The sequence below is a fragment of the Amycolatopsis australiensis genome (assembly GCF_900119165.1).
Lineage (GTDB): Bacteria > Actinomycetota > Actinomycetes > Mycobacteriales > Pseudonocardiaceae > Amycolatopsis > Amycolatopsis australiensis.
Map to the genome: position 1 here is coordinate 6,102,343 of NZ_FPJG01000006.1, position 20,559 is coordinate 6,122,901.

The 20,559-nt window shown below is 73.1% G+C and carries 19 protein-coding genes and 1 pseudogene; 12 read left to right on the forward strand and 8 right to left on the reverse strand.

What is annotated here, in order from left to right; genetic code table 11:
* Positions 1-337: 337 nt before the first annotated feature.
* The 5 genes from BT341_RS29780 to BT341_RS29800 all read left to right on the forward strand — a co-directional run bounded on the left by BT341_RS29780 (position 338) and on the right by BT341_RS29800 (position 5,258).
* Positions 338-697: a hypothetical protein gene (locus BT341_RS29780; protein ID WP_072479429.1), complete on the forward strand. Its 360-nt coding sequence runs from the start codon at positions 338-340 to the stop codon at positions 695-697.
* Positions 694-1,302 (forward strand): hypothetical protein, encoded by a 609-nt coding sequence (locus BT341_RS29785; protein ID WP_072479430.1) that lies wholly within the window; start codon positions 694-696, stop codon positions 1,300-1,302. The genes BT341_RS29780 and BT341_RS29785 overlap by 4 nt, the downstream gene beginning before the upstream one ends.
* A 109-nt stretch (positions 1,303-1,411) precedes the next feature.
* Positions 1,412-3,010, forward strand: coding sequence for an AMP-binding protein (locus BT341_RS29790; RefSeq protein WP_072479431.1), 1,599 nt, complete (start codon positions 1,412-1,414; stop codon positions 3,008-3,010).
* Positions 3,011-3,347: 337 nt separating this feature from the next.
* Positions 3,348-4,442, forward strand: coding sequence for a J domain-containing protein (locus tag BT341_RS29795; protein WP_072479432.1), 1,095 nt, complete (start codon positions 3,348-3,350; stop codon positions 4,440-4,442).
* 180 nt (positions 4,443-4,622) lie between these two features.
* The gene (locus BT341_RS29800) at positions 4,623-5,258 is read left to right on the forward strand and encodes a LysE family translocator (protein ID WP_072479433.1); all 636 of its coding nucleotides are present in this window, start codon (positions 4,623-4,625) and stop codon (positions 5,256-5,258) included.
* Positions 5,259-5,302: 44 nt separating this feature from the next.
* On the opposite strand, the gene BT341_RS29805 is transcribed toward BT341_RS29800, so the two are convergent.
* Positions 5,303-7,762 (reverse strand): M14 family zinc carboxypeptidase, encoded by a 2,460-nt coding sequence (locus BT341_RS29805; protein WP_072479434.1) that lies wholly within the window; start codon positions 7,760-7,762, stop codon positions 5,303-5,305.
* 187 nt (positions 7,763-7,949) lie between these two features.
* On the opposite strand from BT341_RS29805, the pseudogene BT341_RS29810 reads away from it, so the two are divergent.
* A pseudogene (locus tag BT341_RS29810) lies at positions 7,950-8,597 on the forward strand (DUF998 domain-containing protein); the annotation flags it as partial.
* 16 nt (positions 8,598-8,613) lie between these two features.
* Here the strand turns inward: BT341_RS29810 and BT341_RS29815 are convergent.
* Complete coding sequence (locus BT341_RS29815) at positions 8,614-9,177, reverse strand: ester cyclase (RefSeq protein WP_072479435.1); 564 nt, start codon at positions 9,175-9,177, stop codon at positions 8,614-8,616.
* A 76-nt stretch (positions 9,178-9,253) separates the two neighbouring features.
* Here BT341_RS29815 and BT341_RS29820 point away from each other — a divergent pair, with 76 nt between their 5' ends.
* Together BT341_RS29820 and BT341_RS29825 are read left to right on the forward strand one after the other, a co-directional pair.
* On the forward strand, positions 9,254-10,552 hold the full coding sequence (locus BT341_RS29820; protein WP_072479436.1) for a cytochrome P450: 1,299 nt from the start codon (positions 9,254-9,256) through the stop codon (positions 10,550-10,552).
* Positions 10,549-11,196, forward strand: coding sequence for a TetR/AcrR family transcriptional regulator C-terminal domain-containing protein (locus tag BT341_RS29825; protein WP_245805149.1), 648 nt, complete (start codon positions 10,549-10,551; stop codon positions 11,194-11,196). The genes BT341_RS29820 and BT341_RS29825 overlap by 4 nt, the downstream gene beginning before the upstream one ends.
* 406 nt (positions 11,197-11,602) lie before the next feature.
* Here BT341_RS29825 and BT341_RS29830 read toward each other — a convergent pair whose 3' ends face one another.
* The 4 genes from BT341_RS29830 to BT341_RS29845 form a co-directional block, all read right to left on the reverse strand.
* A complete protein-coding gene (locus BT341_RS29830; protein WP_072479437.1) occupies positions 11,603-12,250 on the reverse strand; it encodes a GTP pyrophosphokinase in 648 nt (215 codons plus the stop codon).
* 165 nt (positions 12,251-12,415) lie between these two features.
* Entirely contained in the window at positions 12,416-13,291 is an 876-nt protein-coding gene (locus BT341_RS29835; protein ID WP_072479438.1) for an LLM class F420-dependent oxidoreductase, read from the reverse strand.
* Positions 13,292-13,394: 103 nt separating this feature from the next.
* Complete coding sequence (locus BT341_RS29840) at positions 13,395-14,681, reverse strand: alpha/beta hydrolase (RefSeq protein WP_072479439.1); 1,287 nt, start codon at positions 14,679-14,681, stop codon at positions 13,395-13,397.
* Positions 14,682-14,718: 37 nt separating this feature from the next.
* Positions 14,719-15,408, reverse strand: coding sequence for a hypothetical protein (locus BT341_RS29845; protein WP_245805150.1), 690 nt, complete (start codon positions 15,406-15,408; stop codon positions 14,719-14,721).
* A gap of 256 nt (positions 15,409-15,664) precedes the next feature.
* Here BT341_RS29845 and BT341_RS29850 point away from each other — a divergent pair, with 256 nt between their 5' ends.
* Positions 15,665-15,889, forward strand: coding sequence for a hypothetical protein (locus BT341_RS29850; RefSeq protein ID WP_072479440.1), 225 nt, complete (start codon positions 15,665-15,667; stop codon positions 15,887-15,889).
* On the opposite strand, the gene BT341_RS29855 is transcribed toward BT341_RS29850, so the two are convergent.
* Complete coding sequence (locus tag BT341_RS29855) at positions 15,880-16,875, reverse strand: glycoside hydrolase family 113 protein (RefSeq protein WP_072479441.1); 996 nt, start codon at positions 16,873-16,875, stop codon at positions 15,880-15,882. The two genes, BT341_RS29850 and BT341_RS29855, sit on opposite strands and share 10 nt — an antisense overlap.
* A 57-nt stretch (positions 16,876-16,932) precedes the next feature.
* On the opposite strand from BT341_RS29855, the gene BT341_RS29860 reads away from it, so the two are divergent.
* The gene (locus tag BT341_RS29860) at positions 16,933-17,514 is read left to right on the forward strand and encodes a TetR/AcrR family transcriptional regulator (RefSeq protein ID WP_072479442.1); all 582 of its coding nucleotides are present in this window, start codon (positions 16,933-16,935) and stop codon (positions 17,512-17,514) included.
* Here BT341_RS29860 and BT341_RS29865 read toward each other — a convergent pair.
* A complete protein-coding gene (locus BT341_RS29865) occupies positions 17,490-18,269 on the reverse strand; it encodes a helix-turn-helix transcriptional regulator (RefSeq protein ID WP_072479443.1) in 780 nt (259 codons plus the stop codon). The two genes, BT341_RS29860 and BT341_RS29865, sit on opposite strands and share 25 nt — an antisense overlap.
* 78 nt (positions 18,270-18,347) lie before the next feature.
* On the opposite strand from BT341_RS29865, the gene BT341_RS29870 reads away from it, so the two are divergent.
* Both BT341_RS29870 and BT341_RS29875 read left to right on the forward strand, forming a co-directional pair.
* Entirely contained in the window at positions 18,348-19,418 is a 1,071-nt protein-coding gene (locus BT341_RS29870; RefSeq protein WP_072479444.1) for an alcohol dehydrogenase catalytic domain-containing protein, read from the forward strand.
* Positions 19,419-19,431: 13 nt separating this feature from the next.
* Positions 19,432-20,343, forward strand: a complete 912-nt coding sequence (locus BT341_RS29875; protein WP_072479445.1) for a protein kinase family protein — start codon at positions 19,432-19,434, stop codon at positions 20,341-20,343.
* Positions 20,344-20,559: the final 216 nt, after the last annotated feature.

The window sequence follows — 20,559 nt, forward strand, 5'->3', positions numbered from 1 at the left end:
CGGGACCGCCGGTCGCATCGGCCTCGCAGCCCGATGGCCGCCGGCGCCGCCCCGCACCCGGGCCGCCCACACCGCCGCCATCTCACAACCCGGCGGCCGCAGGCACAGCCCCGCACCCGGGCCGCCCGTGCGGCCGCCATCTCACAACCCGGCGGCCGCAGGCACAGCCCCGCACCCGAGCCACCCACACCGCCGTCATCTCACAGCCGCTCGCCCGTTCGTCTCCCGGTGCCGGGCTTGTCCGGGCAACGGTTAGTGCTCGGTGGGTGCGCGTCGTGGTTCGGGGTGGTTCTCCGGGCGAGGCTTGAGGCCGGTTCGAGAACTTCCGGAGGACACCATGACCCGCACTCCTGTCTTCACCACCGGCTACGTCATCTGCGTCGTGCTGGGGCTGGCCGATGTCGCCGGCTTGGCCGGGCTCGCCATGGACGATCCGCCGCCCACCGTCGTCGTCCTGCTCGGCGGGCTGTTCGGGCTCGTCACGCTGGCCGGGGCCGTTCCCGCCTGGCGGGGCCACCGGGCCGGCCAGGTCACCGTCGTCGGCTCGCGGGTGCTGTCCGCGATGCTGGCCGCCCCCGCCTTCTTCGTCCCGGCCTCGGCCTGGGAACGGCTGCTCGCCGCCGTCATGATCGTCTTGTCGATCGTCGGCCTCGGGCTGCTCGTCAGCGGTGCGCGGCAACGCGCGCTGGCGCCATGACCCGCGCCGCCGGCCCGCTCGCCGCCGGGGGCGCGGCGGGCCTCGCCTGGGCCGCCGGCCTGCGCGGGCTCATGGTCGAGGTCGCCGGGCGCGAATCCGCCGTGCACTGGTACGGCACCTTCGTCCAGATCCTGCTGCCCGGCGTGGTCACCGGTGCGCTGTTCGGCTGGGCGTGGCACACGCGCCGACGGCGCTGGCTGGTCGCAGCACCCCTGGTGTTCCCGATCGCCGTGATCGTCTCGCCCGACACGGTCACGGCGATCGCGGCGGGCCGGGTCCCGTTCAGCGACGGCCTCGGCGGCGGCGCGCTCGCCCTGCCCCTGTTCGGCATGGCGGGCGGCTACGCCATCGCCGGGCACGTGCGCTGGCGGCGGATCGTCCTCGGCGTGTTCGCGCTGGTGCCCCTGCCCGCGTGGGCGATCGCGAGCGCCTCGATCTCGCCCGCGCTGAGCGTCACCACCGCGCGCGGCGCCTGGGTCGCCGCCCTGTTCTGGGCTTCGACCGCGACGCTCGCGCTCGGCTGCGCCATCCCGCTCGCCCGCGCCGGACCCACGGCGTCGCGGACGGCCGTCCGCGACGAAGTCCCCGCGGACACCCGGAGCTGACCCTCATCGCCTCTCTGTCGCCACCGTCATCGATACGACATTGCGTCTTCTCGACGGTCGCAACGAGTGTTACGTTCCTCGTGGTGCAGGTCGACCCGAGGGGGTTGCGATGAGGCTTTCTCCCAGCGCGCACACGGACTCGTTCTGCCGCGACCGGCTGCCCCCGGCCGAGCAGTGGCCGCGGCTCGTGTTCGACCTGCCCGAGCTGCACTACCCGGACCGGCTCAACGCCGCCACGGCCCTGCTCGACGGCACCGTCGAGCGCCTCGGCCCGGACCGGCCGTGCCTGCGCTCGCTCACCGGCACGTGGACCTACGGCGAGGTCCTGGCGCGCGCCAACCGGATCGCGCACGTTCTCACCGCCGAACTCGGGGTCGTGCCCGGCAACCGCGTGCTGCTCCGCGGCACCAACACGCCGTGGCTGGCGGCGTGCTGGCTGGCCGTCCTCAAGGCCGGCGCGGTCGCCGTGTCCACGATGCCGATGCTGCGCCGCCACGAGCTGGACAAGATCGCCGGCCGCGCGCGGCCGAGCGTCGCCCTGTGCGACGAGCGCCTGCTCGACGAACTGCCGCCCGGGCTGCCCGTGGTCTCCTACGGCGGCGGGCCGTCCGGCGGCGAACTCGGCGAGCGCAGCGCCCGGCACCCGGTGACCTTCGCCGACGTGCCGACGGCCGCCGACGACGTCGCCCTGCTCGCCTTCACCTCCGGCACCACCGGCTCGCCCAAGGCGACTATGCACTTCCACCGCGACCTGCTCGCCATCGCCGACACGTTCTCCCGGCACGTCGTGCGCCCCACGGCCGAGGACCTCTTCTCCGGCACTCCCCCGCTGGCGTTCACGTTCGGCTTGGGCGGCCTGCTCGTCTTCCCGCTGCACGCCGGCGCGTCCGTGCTCCTGCTCGAACGCGCCACCCCCAAGGAGCTGGCCGCGATCGTCGCCGAGCAAGGCGTGACCGTCCTGTTCACGGCACCGACCGCCTACCGCGCGATCCTCGGCTCCGGCGACGGCAAGCTCCTCGCCGGCGTGCGCCGCGCCGTCTCCGCCGGCGAAGCCCTGCCCGCCGCCGTGGCCGAGCGGTACCGCGAGGTCGTCGGCCGCCCGCTCATCGACGGCATCGGCAGCACGGAGATGTTGCACGTCTTCATCTCCGCGGCCGACGAAGCCGCCCGCCCGGGCACCACCGGCACCGTCGTGCCCGGCTTCCGCGCCGCCGTCCTGGACGTCGACGGCACGCCGGTGCCCGACGGGACGCCCGGCCTGCTCGCGGTGCAGGGCCCCACCGGCTGCCGGTACCTCGAGGACCCGCGGCAGACCGACTACGTGCGCGACGGCTGGAACATCACCGGCGACACCTACGTGCGCGAACCCGACGGCTACTTCCGGTTCGTGGCGCGCAGCGACGACATGATCGTCTCTTCCGGTTACAACATCGCGGCTCCCGAAGTCGAGGAGGTGCTGCTGACCCACCCGGACGTCGACGAGTGCGCGGTCGTCGGCACGCCCGATCCGGACCGGGGCTCGGTCGTCACCGCCTTCGTCGTGCTCCGGCCCGGTGTCACGCCCGGCCCGGACGTCGTGCACGCCCTGCAGGAGCACGCCAAAGCCGTTGCCGCGCCGTACAAGTATCCGCGCCGGGTGCGGTTCATCGACGCGCTGCCGCGCAACGCGAGCGGGAAGCTCCAGCGCTTCCTGCTGCGCGAGCAGTGACGAGGGTGACGGGCCCGCTGCCGAGGTGGGGTGGCGGTGGGCCCGTCACGTTCGTGGGGTGCCGGGGACATGCCTCCAGCGTAGCCGCGGATTCGAACATCTGTTCGCGTCTCTTCAGGTGATTCCCGGCCGCGGAAGGTCACGCAAAGACATGAAATCGGCCAGCCATCACACTTCCGAGCGACAAACAGTCCTGAGTGGACAGTTACCGACCACCGCAAACACCTCGGCACACCGCGGAAACCGGACGGGCGCGCGCCGGCAGCCGGCCGACCATCACCCGACACGCCGCGGAGCCGGTGGAGCAACCGCCGGACCGACCCCATAAAGTCTTCGCGTGCCCGAGGTCGACTACTACGAGGTGCTCGGCATCCGCCGGGACGCCACGGCGGCCGACGTCAAGACGGCCTACCGCCGGCTGGCGAAGACCATGCACCCGGACGGCGGTGGCACGGTCGGCACGTTCCGCCTGCTCCGCGAGGCCTACGACGTCCTGGGCGACCCCGTGGCCCGCGCCCGCTACGACTCGGGCGGCGCCACCGTCGTGCCCGTCCCGGTCCGGCCGCGGCCCCGGCGGCGGTTCGGGGACGAGCCCGGGTTCGTCCCGGACCTGCCCGAGCTGGAGGCCGAGGACCTGAGCTGGTGGCACTTCGCCGGGCAGGACACCCGGATGCGTCACGGCCGCCGCCGCGGGCCTGGCCACGCGCCGGTGGTCGCCGCCGTCGCCGGGATGGTGCTCGTGCTGCTGCCGCTGGTCAGCGGGGTCGGGTTCTCGCCGCCGGTGCTCATCGTGTGGCTGCTGCTGACCGCCGGCACGGCGCTGCTGGTCCAGCGGCTGGCCCGCAGCTACCTGCGCGCGAGCAAGGCCCGCGAGGCGTACGCCGAGGAGTTCGGCGGCCGCACCGTGTTCGGCACGCCCGGCACCGAACGCGACGAGCTGGCCGAGCGGCTGACCGCCGACCTGCTCGAGAGCTACCTGACTCGGCTGCCCGGCGCGCGGATCTTCCACGGCCTCGCCTGGCCCGGCTCGGTGTTCGCCGACGTCGACCACGCGGTGCTGTGCGGGAAGCGGCTGGTGCTCATCGAATCGAAGCTGTGGCTGCCGGGGCACTACGAGACGGCCGAGGACGGCAGGCTGCTGCGCAACGGAAGGCCGTTCCGCGGCGGCGGCAGCCGGCTCGCGGAGAGCCTGGCCGCCTACCGCGAGCTGCTGCCGGGGGTCGCGCTGCGCGGGGTGATGATCGTGTACCCGAGCCGCAGCGGCGAGCTGACCACGGCCGACCCCGGCGACCTGCCCGTCGCGCCGATGACGCCGGAGGACTTCCTGCACGAGATCGGCGAATGGCTCGCCGCCGATCCGTCCACAGTGGACCACGAGACGCTGCGGGCCATCCGCGACCAGGTCGTCGGCGGGGGCGGCCGGGCGGCGTGAACACCACTGCCACGCTCGAGGATGGCCGGCACGGGAAGCGCTCCGGCAGCAGGAACCCCACCACGACCAGCGGAACCCGCCGAGCCGCATGAGCCCCGCCGCCACGCTCGAAGAGTGCCGCCACGCGACGCCCTCCGACACCAGGAACCCCACCACGACCAGCGAAACCCGCCGAGCCGCATGAGCCCCGCCGCCACGCTGGGCACCGTGCTGCTCGCCTACCTCCCCGCCGCGGTCTCGCCCGGGCCGAACTTCGTCCTCATCGCGCACACCGCCGCGGCCGGGAGCAGGCGGGCCGCCGTCGCGGTCGCGCTCGGGGTGGTCGCGGCCGGCGGGCTGCTCGCCGCGGTCGCCGTCTTCGGGCTCGGCGGCGTGCTCGCCCGGGAACCGTGGCTCGCCACGGCGCTGCGTGTCGTCTGCGGCGGGTACCTCGCCTGGCTCGGGGTGCGGCTGTGGTGGCACGCCCACGCCCCGGCTCCGGACGCGCAGGAGAGCGAAAACCGGCACAACGCGGCGACGCACCAGGCCGGCACGCTTTTCCGCCGGGGCGTGGTCAGCAACCTCACCAACCCCAAGGCGGCCGCCTTCTTCGGCAGCGTGCTGACCGCGACACTCCCGCCCGGCGAACCCACCGCGGTCAAGGCCGCCGCGGTCGCGCTGATCGTCGCCGCCTCCGCCGGCTGGCATCTCTCCGTCGCGCTGCTGTTCTCCTCCCCCGCCACCCGACGCTGGTACACCCACGCGAAGCCGGCTCTCAACCGCTCGGTCGGCACGATTCTCGTCGTCCTCGGCGTCACCCTCGCCGTAACTCCGTGAAGGCCGCCCCGGCGAACGAGGCGGCCTCCACGGAACAAGCGAACCTACCGGGCGCCGCCCGAAGCGCGCTGCTTCTGCGCGTGCGCCGAGCGGGTGCAGACCTCGCCCACGTCGACCGTCTGGCCGCGGTCGGCGAAGACGTCCGCCACGCCGACGAGCTTGCCGTTCGGCGTCGAGCACGTCAGCTGGTAGGCCTCCTTCGGCCCGTACGTCGGCGGGATCGGCGACGCGAACGAGACGTCGCCGGTCCAGTCGTCCACGGCGTTCGGGTCGGCCTGGTCGTAGTTGACCACCACGGCCTTGTAGTCGCCGGCCGGCGGGTCGAACAGCACGGCGTGCTCGGACGTCGTGCCGCCGTTCGCCGACGAGCTGACCAGGTTGCCCGCCGAGTCGTAGACGAACAGGTCCCAGTCGGTCGCGCTGCTCTTCCAGTTGATGTTGACGCTGAACTTCCCGTTGTCGACCTTGGGCAGGCCGTCGACGTGGAAGGTGAACGTGTCGCCGGTCGGGTCGGCCGGGTAGTTCTGGTTGATCGGCGGCACCCCGGCCGGGTTGGTCACCGCGAAGCCCTGCTGCGCCGGGCCCTGCGGGTCACGCCCGTAGCGGCCGGCCACGTACGGCCGGGTCGACGGGTTGACCGACCACGCGAAGCGGCCACCGGTGGTGGTGAACGTCGAGTTCAGGTCGTCGGTGACGTAGATCGGCGGCTTGGTGGAGCCGTCCGGCTGGATCACCGGCGACGTCGGCGTCTGGAACGTCTTGTGCAGCTTGAGCTGGTAGCCCTTCGGCGCCGAGCCGATCAGCGTCGAGTGCGCCTGCGGGTCGGCGGTGTTGGCGAGCATGTCCAGCAGGGCCGCCCGGTTGCCGCCCTTGCCCGCGCCGGTCGTCGGGGCGAGCCCGGCGTACTCGGCGACGACCGCGGTCTCGTAGGCCTCGTGGAAGCCGGCGCCGCCGACCTCGATCGTGAAGCCCCAGCCACCGGTCGCCCAGTACGACCAGTCCTCGGTCGTGCCGGTCGTGTCGTACAGCGCCCAGCTCGGCTCGCTGACGTACCCGTTGCGCGAGGCCAGCTGGTCACCGAGGGCCTTGTACGCCGGCTCCTCCAGCGGCGGCCGGACGTCGGCGACGCCCGGCGGGCGCAGGACCAGTGCCGCGTTCGTGTGCCACGTGATGAGGTTGGTGACCTGCCGGTTCGAGATGACCGAGCGGATGTTGCGCGTCTCCGGCTCGGAGAACGGCGCGGACCCGCGGAAGGTGTCGCCGCTCCAGGCGATTTCGGCGCCGCTGCCGCCCCAGAACCCGGCGTAGTTGCGGTTCGGGTCGGTGCCGCGGACGCGCCCGGCCGGGTTGGCCTTGCAGACACCAGTGGCGTATTGTGGCGGAGAATCCTTTACGTCGCAATTCTTTCTTTTCATTTCATAGTCGAAGCGCGTGAAGTCGCCCTTGGGCTCGGCTTCGCGGGAAATGTCGAAGCCGTCCGGGTTGACGATCGGCACGATGATGTTGCGGGTCTTGCCGACCAGCCCCCGGATGCCGTTGTCGTGCGCGTAGCCGTTGACCAGCTCGTACGCCCATTCCATGGCGTGCTCGCCGGCGGGCCATTCGCGCGCGTGGTGCACGCCCATGGTGAAGTCGATCGGTTTGCCGTCGGTGACGTTTTTGACGTCGGTGGCGATCTCCAGCCCGATGACGTCGCGGCCTTCCCAGGTCGGCTCCGGCATGGTGAACGCCGAGACCAGGCCCGGGTTCCGGCGGGCCAGCTCCTTCATCTCGAACTCGTAGTCGTAGAGGTGGCGGTAGCCGGTGCGGCCCGAGGGCAGGACGGACCTGGCGGTCTTGGCCGCGTATTCGCGGTCGGCCTTCGCGTCGGCGACGGACTTGGCCGAGAGGTCGGCCTGGACGACGGTCGACTTGAGGCCGCTCTTGGCGAGCGTCCGGCGGTCGGCGTCGTCGGCCAGCACGACCTCGACACCGGTCGCGTCGCCCTTCTCGGTGACGTCGAGGCCGAGGGCGGTGAGCTTGCTCTTGTCGGCGCGGGTCGGGGTCTGGACCCGGACCAGCTGCGCCGTTTGCGCGGTCGTCGGCGTGCCCTGCGGCGTCAGCGCCAGGAAGTCGACGCCGAGCTGCGCCGTCCCGGCCGGGCCGCCGTAGCGGCAGCCCTGGACGACGAGCTGCTGTCCCTTCTTCACGAAGCTTTCGGCGAGTTCGTGGGTGCGCAACGCCGCGGAAGCGGCAACCACCGCGCCCGTCGCCTTGTCGAACACGGCGATGTCCCAGTCGCCTTCGACGCCCGCAGCCGGCTTGAGCCGGGCCTGGACCAGACCGTCCACAGTGGACGTCAGCTCGCGGCTGTCGCTGCCCGCGGTGCCCTTGGGCAGCACGTTCGCGAAGCACGAGCGCGGTACCGACTTGTCGGCACGCAGGATGTTCTGAGCCGCGCCCGCGGTGCCGGACGGCAGCGCGACGAACGCTCCGGCCAGTGCCACGGCCGAAGCCAGCAGCACCAGGCGTCTTGGTGAATTCCCCACAGGAAAGGACCTCCTTGACCGAGGGCCGGCACGTCGGACGTACCGGTAGCGGCTGACCATAATGGAGGAAATCCGGCTGCGGTAACCGCCGTAAGTCGTACAGCCCGCCGCCCGGAAGGCCGGTTTCACCGGGGTTCAACCGCCGGTCGGTTACGGTCGGTCCATGGTCACGGTCCCTGCGCAACGGGTGTCGGTCGCGGTCTCGCTGAGCGGCATCGCCGCGCTGGTGCTCGGCGCCGGGCTGGTGCTGCTGCTGCAGGTCATCCCGCCGACCGACGAGATCAGCGCGACCCGCCGCACGATCAGCGAATACGGGCTCTCGGACCACAAGCAGGTCTTCGACCTGGCCGTGGTCCTGGTCGCGCTCGGCTCGGCCGCCGGCCTCGCGGCCCTGCGGCACCAGCGGCGGCTGCCGGTGGCCGCGGCCGTCCTGGGTACATTGTGGACGGTCGGGCTGCTCGTCATCGTGGCCTTCCCGAAGCCGGACTGGGCCACGGTGTCCCGCGCGGACTTCGGCGGCACGCTGCACCGGATCGCGAGCGTGGTGGCGTTCGTCGCGCTGCCGCTGGCGGTGCTCGTGGCGGCACGCCGGGCGTTTCCCGGTTCGCCGGGCCGGCGGTGGCTCGCCCGTGCCACGGCGATCGCGGCGCTGGGCTGGTTCGCGGTCATCGCCGGAGCGGTCGTGGTCGCCGCGGCGGAGGACGGGCGCTGGTGGACGCTCATCCCGCTCGGCCTGGTGGAACGCGGCATGGCGCTGACGGAGCTGGTGGCCTTGGCGGTGCTCACGGCACCGGTTCCGGCCCGGTCCGCCGAGGAGCGCCGGACGGTCAGACCGCCCGCAGGACCGGTTCCGTCGTCTCGGTCAGCCGCGGGTCGGGGCGCCCGCCGGACATCGCCAGGAAGCCGCGGGCGACGCGGGCCAGCAGCGGCCAGTTCTTCGGCTTCTTCTTGTCCAGCCCGCCGATCAGCTGTTTGAGCATCGACAGCGTGTCGAAGTAGATGCGCTCGCACACGAGGTTTTCGTCGGCGTCGAAGACGAAGTAGGCCGTCATCCGGACCCGGAAGCGCGAGCCCGTCGGCGGGATCGGGCCGAGCGGGCCGAGGTGGGTGCCCAGCAGCCAGAACTCGACGATCACCGCGTCCGCGCTGTGCCGCAGCGCGATCAGCTCGTGGCGCTGGTCGGGGAACGCGGTGCGGGTTTCGTGGTAGTAGCCGCGCACGGCGTGGTCGCCGTCGTGGACCGTCATGGTCGCGACCACCTCGTAGTGCGGGTGGGGGAAGGTCGCGAGCGTGGCGTCCCAGTCCTGGGCCACTTCGTCGCGGAAGTGGTCGAGCACGAGCTTCTGCCGGGCCGCGAGGACCTCGGGCGCGGGGATGTCGAACTCGGTCATCGGGCCCTCCGGATCCACGGTGCAGGTGACCGGCGATAACCTACACTGTAGAGACACCGAGGGAAGGGGCCCGGCCGTGACGGTGCTCGACCGCGCGAAACCGGTGATCAGGTGGGGTCTCGGCCACGCGATCCCGCGGACCGTGCTGCGCCGCGAGGCCCGGCGCGGCGACCTGCAGGGCCGGATGGTCGTCGCCGCGGCCGGCGGGCACGACCTGACCGGCCTGTTCGAGGAGATCCGCGCCGCCGGGCCGCTCGCCCGCACCCGGTTCGGCTGGATGACGACCACGCACGCCGCGGTCCGGGAAGTGCTGTCCAGTGAAGACTTCCGCGTCGGCGTCCTCGGTTCCGACGGCTCGGCCCTCGGCAGGCTGGCCGCGTGGTCGGCCGGCGAGCACCTGCACCCGGTACGGCCGCCGTCGCTGCTGGCCGTCAACCCGCCCGAGCACACCCGCTACCGCAAGCTGGTCACCGGCGTGTTCACCGTGCGCGCCGTCGAGCAGCTGCGCGGCCGGGTGCAGGAGATCGCGGACGGCCTGCTCGACGCGCTGGACCCCGGACGCCCGGTCGACCTCGTCGAGACCTACTGCGGCCTGCTGCCGGTGACCGTGATCAGCGAAATCCTCGGCGTGCCGCCGTCCGACCTCGGCAAGGTGCTGTCGCTGGGCGCGGCCGCCGCGCCGAGCCTCGACCTGGGGCTGGGCTGGCGCACGTTCCGCCACGTCGAGTCGGCGCTGGCCGAGTTCGACGCCTGGCTCGGCGAGCACCTCGAGCACCTGCGCCGGCACCCCGGCGACGACCTGTTCAGCAAGCTCGTCGCGGCCCGCGACGGCGGCGTCGGCCTCACCGAGACGGAGCTGAAGTCCACCGCGGGCCTGGTGCTGGCGGCCGGTTTCGAGACGACCGTCAATCTGCTCGGCAGCGGGATCGCCCTCCTGGCCGGCGCTCCCGGGCAGCTCGCCGTGCTGCGCGAGCGGCCGCAGCTGTGGGCCAACGCCGTCGAGGAGGTCCTGCGGTACGACCCGCCGGTCCTGCTGACCGGCCGGCTCGCGACGCGCGCGACGGAGGTGGCCGGGGTCCGGCTGCCGCGCGGGGCGCTGGTGACCACCGTGCTGGCCGGCGCGAACCGCGACCCCGCGGTGTTCACCGACCCGGGCACCTTCGACGTCACGCGCGAGGGCGCCCGCGACCACGTGTCGTTCGGCGCCGGCCGCCACCACTGCCTGGGCGCCTCCCTCGCGCGGATGGAGGGCGAAATCGGGTTGCGCACGATCTTCGAGCGGTTCCCCGGCCTGCGCGTGCTGCCCGGTGGCCGTCGCCGCGAGACGCGGATCCTGCGCGGCTACGAAACCCTGCCCGCGGTGCTCGCCGCGTGACCGGCCGGCGCGGCCGTCCGCCGAAGGACGTCCTGTCGCGGGACCGGATCCTGCGGGAGGCGCTCGCGCTCGTCGACGAGGACGGCCTGGCGGCGGTCAGCATGCGCAAGCTCGCGCGCCGGCTCGGCGTCGACCCGATGAGCCTGTACAACCACGTCGACGGCAAGGACGCGTTGCTGGACGGGATCGCCGAGGTCCTGCTGGCCGCGATTCCCCCGCCACCGCCGGGAGCGGGGCTGCGGGAGACGATGTCCGCGCTGGCGCACGGCTTCCGGGCCGCGATGCTCGGCCATCCGCGCGCGGCACCGCTCGTGCTCACCCGCCAGCTCGCGTCGATGACGGCGCTCGCGCCGGTGGAGGCGGTGCTCGGCCCGCTGCTCGCGGCGGGCTTCCCGCCGGACCGCGCGGTGCACGCGCTGCGGGCGGTGCTGGCGTTCCTGATCGGCACGCTGATGCGGGAGGTCGAGGCCGCGCCGACGTTCAGCGGCACCGATCCCGAGGGCGTCCGCCGCCGGCTGGAGACGCTCGAGGAGGCGGGCCTGCCCGCGGTGTCCGCGGCGGCGCCGTTCCTCGCGGTCTGCGACCACGAGGCGGAGTTCGAGTTCGGGCTGCGGATCCTGCTCGACGCGCTCGCCGCGGGCTAGATCCTGTCCTCGAAGCCAGACGAGCGGTGTGCGCAGATCGATCATGCCTCGGTCGGACCTGGCGGTCTTGTCGAATCAGGTGGGTATGGCGCGGAACTGCTCGAGCCGGTCGAAGCAGCGTTCGACGACGGTGCGTCCACCGGCCTGGCCGCGGCGCAGCCGGCTGGCTCGTTGGTCCCGGTGTTCGGGGGATGGTCACCGGGAGGCGCCGTCGACGCAGGCAGGCCCGGACGGCTCGGCTCGAGTAGCTCCTGTCACCGGAACCCTGCCCGGCCGGATCGCCCGGCGGAACCGGTCTTGGCCTTGAACACCATCCCGCTGATCACTGCTCATCAGCCAGGCCATGCCCGCACCCCACGAACCCAAGATCAAGCCAGGTCGCACTCACCCACTTTGAGAACAGGCCCTAGCGGATGCGTTCGTGCAGCGCGGCCATCCGGGCGTCGAGGTCGGCCGCGGTCTTGGCGGCCGCGGCCAGCTCGCCCGCGAAGTCCGGGGGGACGCTGTCGGCGTACTTGTAGGACAGCTTGTGCTCGACCGCGGCCCAGAAGTCCATGGCGATGGTGCGCAGCTGCACCTCGACCTTCACCTTCTCCACCCGGTCGGACAGGAACACCGGGATTCGCACGATCAGGTGAAGACTGCGGTAGCCGTTGGGCTTCGGGCGGGCGATGTAGTCCTTGGTGCGCAGGAGCTCGACGTCGTCCTGCGCGGTGAGCATCCGGGCGACCTCGTAGACGTCGGAGACGAACGGGCAGACCACCCGGATGCCGGCGATGTCGTCGAGGACGTGCGCGACGGCGATCCAGTCTTCGCCCAGCCCGCGCCGGCGCACCTTCTCCTTGATGGCTTCCGGCCGCTTCACCCGGCTGGTGATGTGCTCGATCGGGTCGTGCCGGTGGACGAAGTCGAACTCCTCGCTGAGGATCCGCAGCTTCGTCATCAGCTCTTCGATGGCGAACTTGTACATCAGGAGGAACCGCGGGAGCTGTCCGGCGACGGCGAGCTCGTCGGCCGCCTCCCGCAGGTCCTCGGCCGCCGGGTCGGTGGTCACTGAAGCCTCGTGCTGTCGTCGGTCGGGTGCGCGTTCCAGGTTACTGCGCTCCCCCGGTCCAACGATCGCGGGCGGCCCGGAGTTCCCCCGCCGAAGAGACGCCGGGCTGCCGAACGCGTCACTCGGGCAGCCCGGCGGTCTACAGTAGACAGACCGGCGCGGACGTCAGCCCAGGTCGGCCAGCTGCGGCACGGCCGGCGCCATGCCCTCGATCCACGCCGCCGGCGAGCCCGTCGTCGGCGTGACGATCACTGTCTGCACCCCCAGCTTCGCGTAGTCCGCCATGGCGCGGACGAACTCGTCGCGGGTCTCCGGCGTCGGCCGCGGGTTGTTGGCCACGATCGTCTTGCGGATCGTGTCGTAGTCGCGGCCTGCGTCGTCGCAGTGGCGGCGCAGGACGTCCAGCTTGTGCGCGACGTCCTCCGGCGACGAGCCGAACAGGTTGCAGGCGTCGCCGTGCCGGGCGACGAGCCGCAGGGTCTTGCGCTCCCCGCCACCGCCGATGAGCACCTTCGGGCGGCTGATCGGCTGGGGCGAGCAGAGCGTCTCCGCAAGCTGGTAGTACCGGCCGTCGAACGGGCCGTTGTCCTCCGGGTCCCACATCTGCGCGCAGATGCGCAGCGTCTCCTCCAGCCGCTCGAACCGCTCGGCGATCGGCGGGAACGGCACGCCCATCCCCCGGTGCTCGCGCTCGAACCACGCGGCCCCGATGCCGAGCACGGCCCGGCCGCCCGAGAGGACGTCGAGCGTGGTGACGATCTTCGCGAGCAGCCCGGGGTGCCGGTAGGTCACGCCGGTGACGAGCAGGCCGAGGTCGACCCGGGACGTGTGCGCGGCGAGGTAGCCGAGCGTGGTGTAGCCCTCGAGCATGTTGGACTCGGCGGGCAGCCCGGTCGGCTCGATCTGGAAGTAGTGGTCCATGAAGGACAGCCAGGTCGCCCCGGCCTCCTCCGCGGCGGCGCCCACCCGGGCGAGCTCGCCGGCGATGGCGGTGGTCCCGCCGTCGATGTCGAAGATGGGCAGATGGAAACCGAGCTCCATGAAGCGTTCTCCTGACGTGCGTTCGCGTGCCGCCAACGGTAGGACCTGGAGCGCGCTCCAGGGCAAGTCCCGGCGCCCGGTCAGGTGGTGGCGGCGTGGAGCGTCAGCCTGCCGCCGCGGCGAGGAAGTCCGCCACCGCGGCCGGATCGCCGTCGCCGGTCGTCACCGGGACGCCCGCTTCGCGCAGGTGGGCCGCGAAGTCCGCCGACTCTCGGCCGCCCTGGCCGATCAGGAACGGCGGTGCGCCCGCGGCCGGGTACGCGAGCGGGCTCGCCGAGCGCAGCGTTGCCGGAGCGCGGCCCAGCGCCAGGAGGATCGACGCACGGGTGAGCGGGTCCTCGCCCGCGAGGTCGAAGGCGGCCGGGGCGTTCAGCGCGGCCACGGCGCGGATCGTGCTGCCCGCTTCCCGGGCCACGCCGAGCAGCGACGCCAGCGTGCCGCCCGTTCCGGTGCCCAGGACCGTGACGCGCGCCGGGTCGAGGTGCAGCGTGGCCGCGTTGGCCTCGAGGAACCGGACGGCGCAGCGGGCGTCGGTGAGCGGTGCCGGCCACCGCGCGGCCGGTGCCAGCCGGTAGTCGATCGAGGCGACCGCGAACCCGCGGGCCGTCAGCGCGTCGCGCAGCGGGACCAGCCGTGCCCCGGCGAGCAGTGCGCCCGGCCCGGCCGGCCTGCGGTTGCCCGTGACGAACCCGCCGCCGTGCAGGAACAGCGCCACCGGCGCGGGACCCGCGGCCGGGCGGGGCCGGGTGATGTCCATCTCGAGCGGGATGCCGTCCGGGCGGCAGTATTCGACCGTGCCGCCGTCGAGCAGCGGTGACGCGGCGGGCGCGGTGATGCCGTCGCCGGCCGCCACCGTGGCGGCCGTGCCGGTCGCGAGCACCAGCAGCAGCACGGGGAAGAGCACGATCCACGCCGACACGCGGCGCAGCGCGGACGGCCGCGGGCGCGCCCTTCGCCGCGCCACGACGAGGAAGCCGAAGACGGCGACGACCTGCAGCGCTGCGGCGACGTAGTCGGTGAAGCCGGCGACCGTGTCCGCCGGCTGCCAGGGATCGAACCGCGTCAGCAGCCCGAGCGGCCGGGCGGCCACCCAGAGGGCGAGGCTCGCGGCGGCGGTGAGCGCGCCGGCCCGTGCGGTCCGGCGGGTCGGCCACCCGAGCACCACGACGACGGCGACCAGCTCGACCGCGGCGAAGAGGCCGAACAGCATCGCGTAGAACTGCCAGATCCGCCAGAGCGCGGGCACCGCGGCGGCCGGGACGAGGGAACCGCCGAGCGCGGCGAAAGCGGCCGTGACGAGCAGCGGACCGCGGCGGGGCGGCGGCGGGGCGGCGGCGCGCGCGGTCGTCGACGGGCGGCGCGTGCCGTACTGCCCGTCGACGACCTTCATGGCGCCAGTGTCACCCCGGTCCCGGGGTGCGCGCACCCTACTTGCGTGCCGCCGTGTAGTTCCGGAGCAGCAGGTACGTGTCGAGGATGCCCGACGGCGCGCTCTCGACCGAGCGGTAGATCCCCCACTTCGGGCGGACGTAGCCGCCTTCGCCGGGGATCTTCACGCCGCTCATGCTGCCCTGCGCGGCGACCGGTGCGCCGGGCCCGGTGCCGGCGCGGATGACGCACGACGCCTTGCCTTTCGCGCCCGGCGTGAACGTCCATGCGATCGTGATCCACCTGTCGCGCAGGGCTGCCAGATCGGTGGCGGCGATGTTCGGCGAGCCGGAATCGGCGTACGCGCGGGCGGCGAGCGTCTCCTTGCCGCCGCCGCGGGCGCGGTCGAGCGTCACCCATGGGCCGTCGTTGGCCGACGGCGTCTTGGTCGGGAAGATGTGCGTGAACTTGCTGGTGCCGTGCAGCGAGGACGGCACGTACATCTCGTACGAGAGCGTCCACGTCTCGGCGTCGTGCATCTCGAGCGTGGTGCCGTTCTGCACCATGCCCTTCGATTCGGTGCGCTGGCGGTCGCCGCCGCCGGTCGTGTCGCGGTCGTCCTTCCAGATGTCGAAGCGGTAGTGGTCGCCTTCGACGACGACGTACTCGCGGTCGGGTGGTGGTTGCCGCGGTCGGCTTCGACGCCCTCGAACGCCTTCAGGCCGTCGGTGGCGGGGTCCGGGTGCCACAGCGTGGCCGCCTGGGCGGGCAGCGGGGCGCCGAGCAGGATCGGCACGGTGAGGGCGGCGACGGCCAAGGCCGTTCGGCGCGGGAATTCCGGCATCGTCGGTGTGTCCTTCCTGGCGACGAGTTCGGCAGGGGTGCACATCGGCCGGCGGAGGGCCCGAGAGCTGGACATCCGATGTCCGACGGGTCGAAGTTAGCGCTCCGTAGCGAACGTTGGCAAGATCGACGGGCGTTCCGTCGAAGATTCACGGCCGCGTCGTGTTGCGCCTGCTGGCCCGCGGCGCCCGCCCGGCCCGCGCCGTCGTCGCCGGGCAGGGACTCGACGCCGTCCGGCGGGCGACGTCGCGGACCGGCGTCTACCACCGGGCGCTGACGGCCCTGATCGAAGGTGGCCGGTTCGCGCGGGTGCCCGGCAACCACTACTCGGCGATGACGAGCCCGGAACTGACGACGGCCATGGTGGAGTTCCTGGCTCAGGCGTAGCACTCGGCCAGGGCGGCGAACGCCGCCTTCGGCTCCCACGGCACGCCGTCGCAGGTCTGCCCGGTGCCGTCCTCCAGCACCTTCACCACCCCCCAGCTCGCCATGTCGAGATCCGTCCGCGGGTCGGCGCGGTGCACCAGCCCGTAACAGACGAACGTGCAGGCGAACGCCGCGTCGACACCTTCGGACGTGAAGATCTCCAGCAGCTCGCGGAAGTACCTCGCCTGCTCCTGTTCGTCCCGGACGTAGTCGCCGGTCAGCCGGACCGGGACGCCGTCGTCGTACTCCAGGATTTCGCCGCTGCGGGCGCCGAGGTCCGCCGCGCCGCGGTAGGGCGTCACGCCGAACTCCGTGATCGCCACCGGCTTGCCCGCCGCCACCAGCGAGCGGATGCCCTCCCGGTACAGGTGCGCGACCTCCTTCGACCGGTGCGCGTCCACCGAGACGATGTCGAACGGCGTCCAGTCGACGCGTTCCAGCGGCACCGACCCGTACGTGACGCGCCCGCCGAACCGCTCCCGGACCGTGGCGGCCGCCCGGGCCAGAAAAGCGTTGACCCGAGCCGGAAGCGTGGCTGTGAGATCGCGCGACTCCAGCAGGCCGGCGGTCCGCTCGGCGAGGTCGGCGCCGGGCAGGAAGCCGTGGTTGAACAGGCTCAGCTCGGCCCCGGTGACGAACACGACCTCGGCGCCCGCCGCGCGGAGGCGTTCGGCGCGCGCGGCGCCGTCGGCCAGGAGCTCGAGGATCTCGTCCGGGGTGCGGTCCCAGGGGAACGGCGAAAACCACACCTCCAGTCCCAGCCCGGCCGCCGTGCGCGCGGCGGACTCGATCCGGTCCAGGTCGGTGCCGATCAGCCGGACGGCCGTGCAGTGCAGGTCGTCGCGGATGATCGTCAGCTCGCGGCGGACGAGGCCGGGGCCGAACGGGCGGTTGAACCGGCCGCCACGCTCGAAGCCGGTGTCGTAGCCGACGCCCTTGGCTCGCATGCTGACTCCCACCAGGGTACGGTCCGTACCGTACCCTAGTCCGGTAGAGTGCCGGGCATGGCCGCACCGAAGACCCGGCGCCTCGGCGCCGAGCTGGAAGCCGCGATCCTGCGCGCCGCCGCGGCGGAGCTCGCCGAGTCCGGCTACGCCGGGCTGACCATGGAACGGGTCGCGCAGCGGGCGGGCACCAACAAGAACGCGATCTACCGGCGCTGGCCGAACCGCGCCGCGCTCGGCGTCGCCGCGTACCGGCACGTCGCGGCGGACAGTGTCGCAACCCCTGACACCGGCGATCTGCGTGAAGACGTCCTGGCCCTGCTGCGCGCGATCAACTGCCGCCAGACCTCCCCCGCCGCCCGCATCCTGCGCGGCCTGCTCACGAGTGTCGGGGACGAACCGGAGCTGCGGGCACAGCTGCACGGACAAGCCGCGGAAGGCGCCGCAAACACGTGGCTCGCGCTCCTGGGCCGGGCGGTCGAGCGCGGCCAGGCGCGGGCCACGGCTCTGCGTCCCCGCGTCGCGACCGTGGCGCTCGTGCTGCTGCGCAACGAATACTTCACCCGCGGTTTGACCACAGTGGACGACGCCGTGCTGACCGAGATCGTCGACGAGGTCTACCTGCCGCTGGTGGGCGCGTAGATCGTCAGCCGCAGCGCAGGGTCTTCGTTCACCTGGAACGTCGCGTAGTCGAAGCTTTGCGGCTCCGGCCGGTACAGCGTCTTCCGGCCCGGTCCGCTGTGGACGACGTCGTGGCGCTCCCACCACGTCGCGAACTCCGGGCAGCCCGCCCGCAGGCGCGCCGCCAGGCCGGTGAACGCCGGGTCGCCGGCCCACAGGTCGTGCGCGGCGCGGAACTGCGCGACCGCGTGCCGGGCCTGCGCCGCCCAGCCGTCGCCGAACAGCCGCCGCGCCCGCTCGCCGAGCAGGATCTGGACCAGCACGTTCCGGTCCTCCTCCGGTACCGCGCCGAAATCGGCCAGCAGCTCGGCCGCGGCCCGGTTCCACACCAGCACGTCCCAGCGGCGGCCGGTGACGTAGGCGGGCTCGGCCAGGCTTTCGACGAGCCGCCGGGTGGCCTCGGGGACCTTCTCGCGGGTGAACGGGGTCCGGGCCGGGTTCCTGGCGAGGGCCCGCAGGTGGGCGCGTTCGGCGTCGTCGAGGCGCAGGGCGCGGGCGAGGGCCTCGACGGTCGCGGGCGACGGGCTGACCGTGCGGCCCTGCTCGAGCCGGATGTACCAGTCGACGCCGATGCCGGCCAGCTCGGCGACCTCCTCGCGGCGCAGCCCCGGCGTCCGGCGGCGGCGCCGGTCGGGCAGCCCGAGCGCCGCCGGGCTCAGCCGCTCGCGCCGGGACCGCAGGAACTCCCCCAGCCCCACGCGGGCCGCGTCCGGCATGAGACCTCCGTGGCACTCGGCAATCCCAGGATGATACCAGGCCTGGATGCGCATCCCCGGTTCTCCGACGATCAGGACATGAGAGCTGCTGTCCTCGAAGAATTCGGCGTCCCGCTGTCCCTGCGCGAAGTGCCCGCGCCGGTGCTCGGCACCGGCGAGGTGCTGGTCGACGTCGTCGCGGCGCCGGTGCTGCCGTACGCGGCGGAGGTGTTCCGCGGCGAGCGGAACTACCAGCTGACGCTGCCGGTCGTGCCCGGCGCCGGCGCGGTCGGCCGGGTGCGCGCGACCGGGCCGGACGCGACCCGCCTCGCGGCCGGCGACTGGGTGCTGTGCGACCCGACGATCCGCGCCCGCGACGACGCGCTCACCCCGGACATCACGCTGCAGGGGCTGAGTGCGCGCGGCGAAGGCGGGCTGCTGCTGCAGCGTCACTTCGGCCACGGCTCGTACGCCGAGCAGGTGCTCGTGCCGACCGAGAACGCGATCCCGCTGGGACGGATCGATCCCGCCGAAGCCGGGCGGTGGACGGCGTTGAGCCTGTGTCTCGTGCCGTACGGCGGCCTGCTGGCGGCGGATCTGCGGCCGGGTGAGACCGTGCTGGTCAGCGGCGCGACCGGGACTTTCGGCAGTGCGGGCGTCGCGGTCGCGCTCGCGATGGGCGCGGGGTGCGTGGTGGCACCGGGCCGGAACGAGGCGGTGCTCGCGGACCTGGAGCGCCGGTTCGGCGCGCGCGTCCGGCCGGTGCGCCTGACCGGCGACGACGACACGGCCCGGCTGCGCGCCGCGGCACCGGGCCCGATCGACGTGGTCCTGGACCTGCTGCCGCCGTCGGCGGGCCCGGCCCCGGTGCGCACGGCGGCGATGACGGTCCGCGAGTACGGCCGGGTGGTGCTGATGGGCGGCGTGGGCATGCTCGGCGGCGACGACCTCGCGCTGCCGTACCCGTGGATCATGCGCAACAACATCACCCTGCGCGGCCAGTGGCTGTGCCCCCGGACGGCGAACGCGAGCCTGATCGCGCTGGCCCGCGCGGGGCTGCTGGAGTTGGACCAGTTCGCGGTCACGGAGTTCCCGCTCGACGACATCGCGAGCGCGCTCGACCACGCGGCGAGCAACCGGCGGTTCGCCCTCACGGTCGTGCGGCCGTGAGTACGGTCGAGGGGTGACCCGACTCGGCCGCCACGAAAAGATCGCCGGCGCGCTCGCCGGGGCACCCGATGACCTGCTCGCCTCGGCGCGCCCGCTCGGTGCCGGGATCGGCGGGTCGACCTGGCTGCTCCACGTCGCCGGCGAGCCCGTCTTCGTCAAACGGGTTGCCCTCACCGAGGTCGAGCTGCGCCACGAGGGCTCGACCGCCGACCTGTACGGGCTGCCGCCCTGGTTCCACTACGGCGTCGGTTCCGTCGGCGCCGGAGCGTGGCGTGAGCTGGCCGCCCAGCGCGCCGCCGGCGAGTGGGTCCGGACCGGCCAATGCGGGAACTTCCCGCTGCTGCACCACTGGCGCGTCGTGCCCGGGCTGCCCCGTCCCCGCGCCGAGCTGGAGCGGGACGTCGCGTTCTGGCACGGCGACCCGGGCGTGCGACGACGCCTCGAAGCTCTCGACGGCTCGGTCACCGATCTGGTGCTGTTCCTGGAGCACCTCCCACGCACGGTCGAGCAGTGGCTCGGCGAGCGACCGGACAGCATCGACCTGGCCCACCGGGACCTGCGCCGGATCACGGAGTTCCTGGCGGCGCAAGGTATCCAGCACTTCGACGCGCACTTCGCCAATATCCTCACCGACGGCGAACAGCTCTACCTCACCGACTTCGGGCTCGCCGCGTTCCCGGGCTTCGCGCTTTCCGACGCCGAAGCGGAGTTCCTGGCCCGGCACGCCGCGCACGACCGGGCCTACGTGCTGACCCGTCTGGTCAACGGGATCGCCCGGCACCACATCGACGCCCCGGCCCACCGCGCCCGCTACGCCGGGCTGGCCGATGTCGTCAACGACTTCTACCGCGCCCTCCACACCCGAAGCCGGAAGACGCCCTACCCCGCCGAAGAGATCGCCCGGCAGCTCGCGCTCGCGGGGTGATCACGCCGCGTTCGCCCGGCCGGCGCAATGCTTGCGCTGAACGAGTGAACCCCGCCGCCACAGTGAAGATCCGCAGGTCGGACCACAAAAACGTGGTTGAACGCCGGCTGGGGTGGGTACATCAGGAAAGCGGCACGGCACCCCGGACCCGGGTCCCCTTCGCCGGGCCGCATCCTCCGCCCGTGACCGGGCTCGCCCGCGGCCACGGCACAGCCA

Excerpts from the sequence above, each read along its gene's own strand:
- BT341_RS29790 (WP_072479431.1), top strand. The coding sequence starts at position 1,412 with ATGAGGCTTTCTCCCAGCGCGCACACGGACTCGTTCTGCCGCGACCGG.
- BT341_RS29860 (WP_072479442.1), top strand. The coding sequence starts at position 16,933 with ATGGCCGCACCGAAGACCCGGCGCCTCGGCGCCGAGCTGGAAGCCGCG.
- BT341_RS29780 (WP_072479429.1), top strand. The coding sequence starts at position 338 with ATGACCCGCACTCCTGTCTTCACCACCGGCTACGTCATCTGCGTCGTG.
- BT341_RS29835 (WP_072479438.1), bottom strand. The coding sequence starts at position 13,291 with ATGGAGCTCGGTTTCCATCTGCCCATCTTCGACATCGACGGCGGGACC.
- BT341_RS29870 (WP_072479444.1), top strand. The coding sequence starts at position 18,348 with ATGAGAGCTGCTGTCCTCGAAGAATTCGGCGTCCCGCTGTCCCTGCGC.
- BT341_RS29785 (WP_072479430.1), top strand. The coding sequence starts at position 694 with ATGACCCGCGCCGCCGGCCCGCTCGCCGCCGGGGGCGCGGCGGGCCTC.
- BT341_RS29815 (WP_072479435.1), bottom strand. The coding sequence starts at position 9,177 with ATGACCGAGTTCGACATCCCCGCGCCCGAGGTCCTCGCGGCCCGGCAG.
- BT341_RS29840 (WP_072479439.1), bottom strand. The coding sequence starts at position 14,681 with ATGAAGGTCGTCGACGGGCAGTACGGCACGCGCCGCCCGTCGACGACC.
- BT341_RS29855 (WP_072479441.1), bottom strand. The coding sequence starts at position 16,875 with ATGCGAGCCAAGGGCGTCGGCTACGACACCGGCTTCGAGCGTGGCGGC.
- BT341_RS29865 (WP_072479443.1), bottom strand. The coding sequence starts at position 18,269 with ATGCCGGACGCGGCCCGCGTGGGGCTGGGGGAGTTCCTGCGGTCCCGG.
- BT341_RS29800 (WP_072479433.1), top strand. The coding sequence starts at position 4,623 with ATGAGCCCCGCCGCCACGCTGGGCACCGTGCTGCTCGCCTACCTCCCC.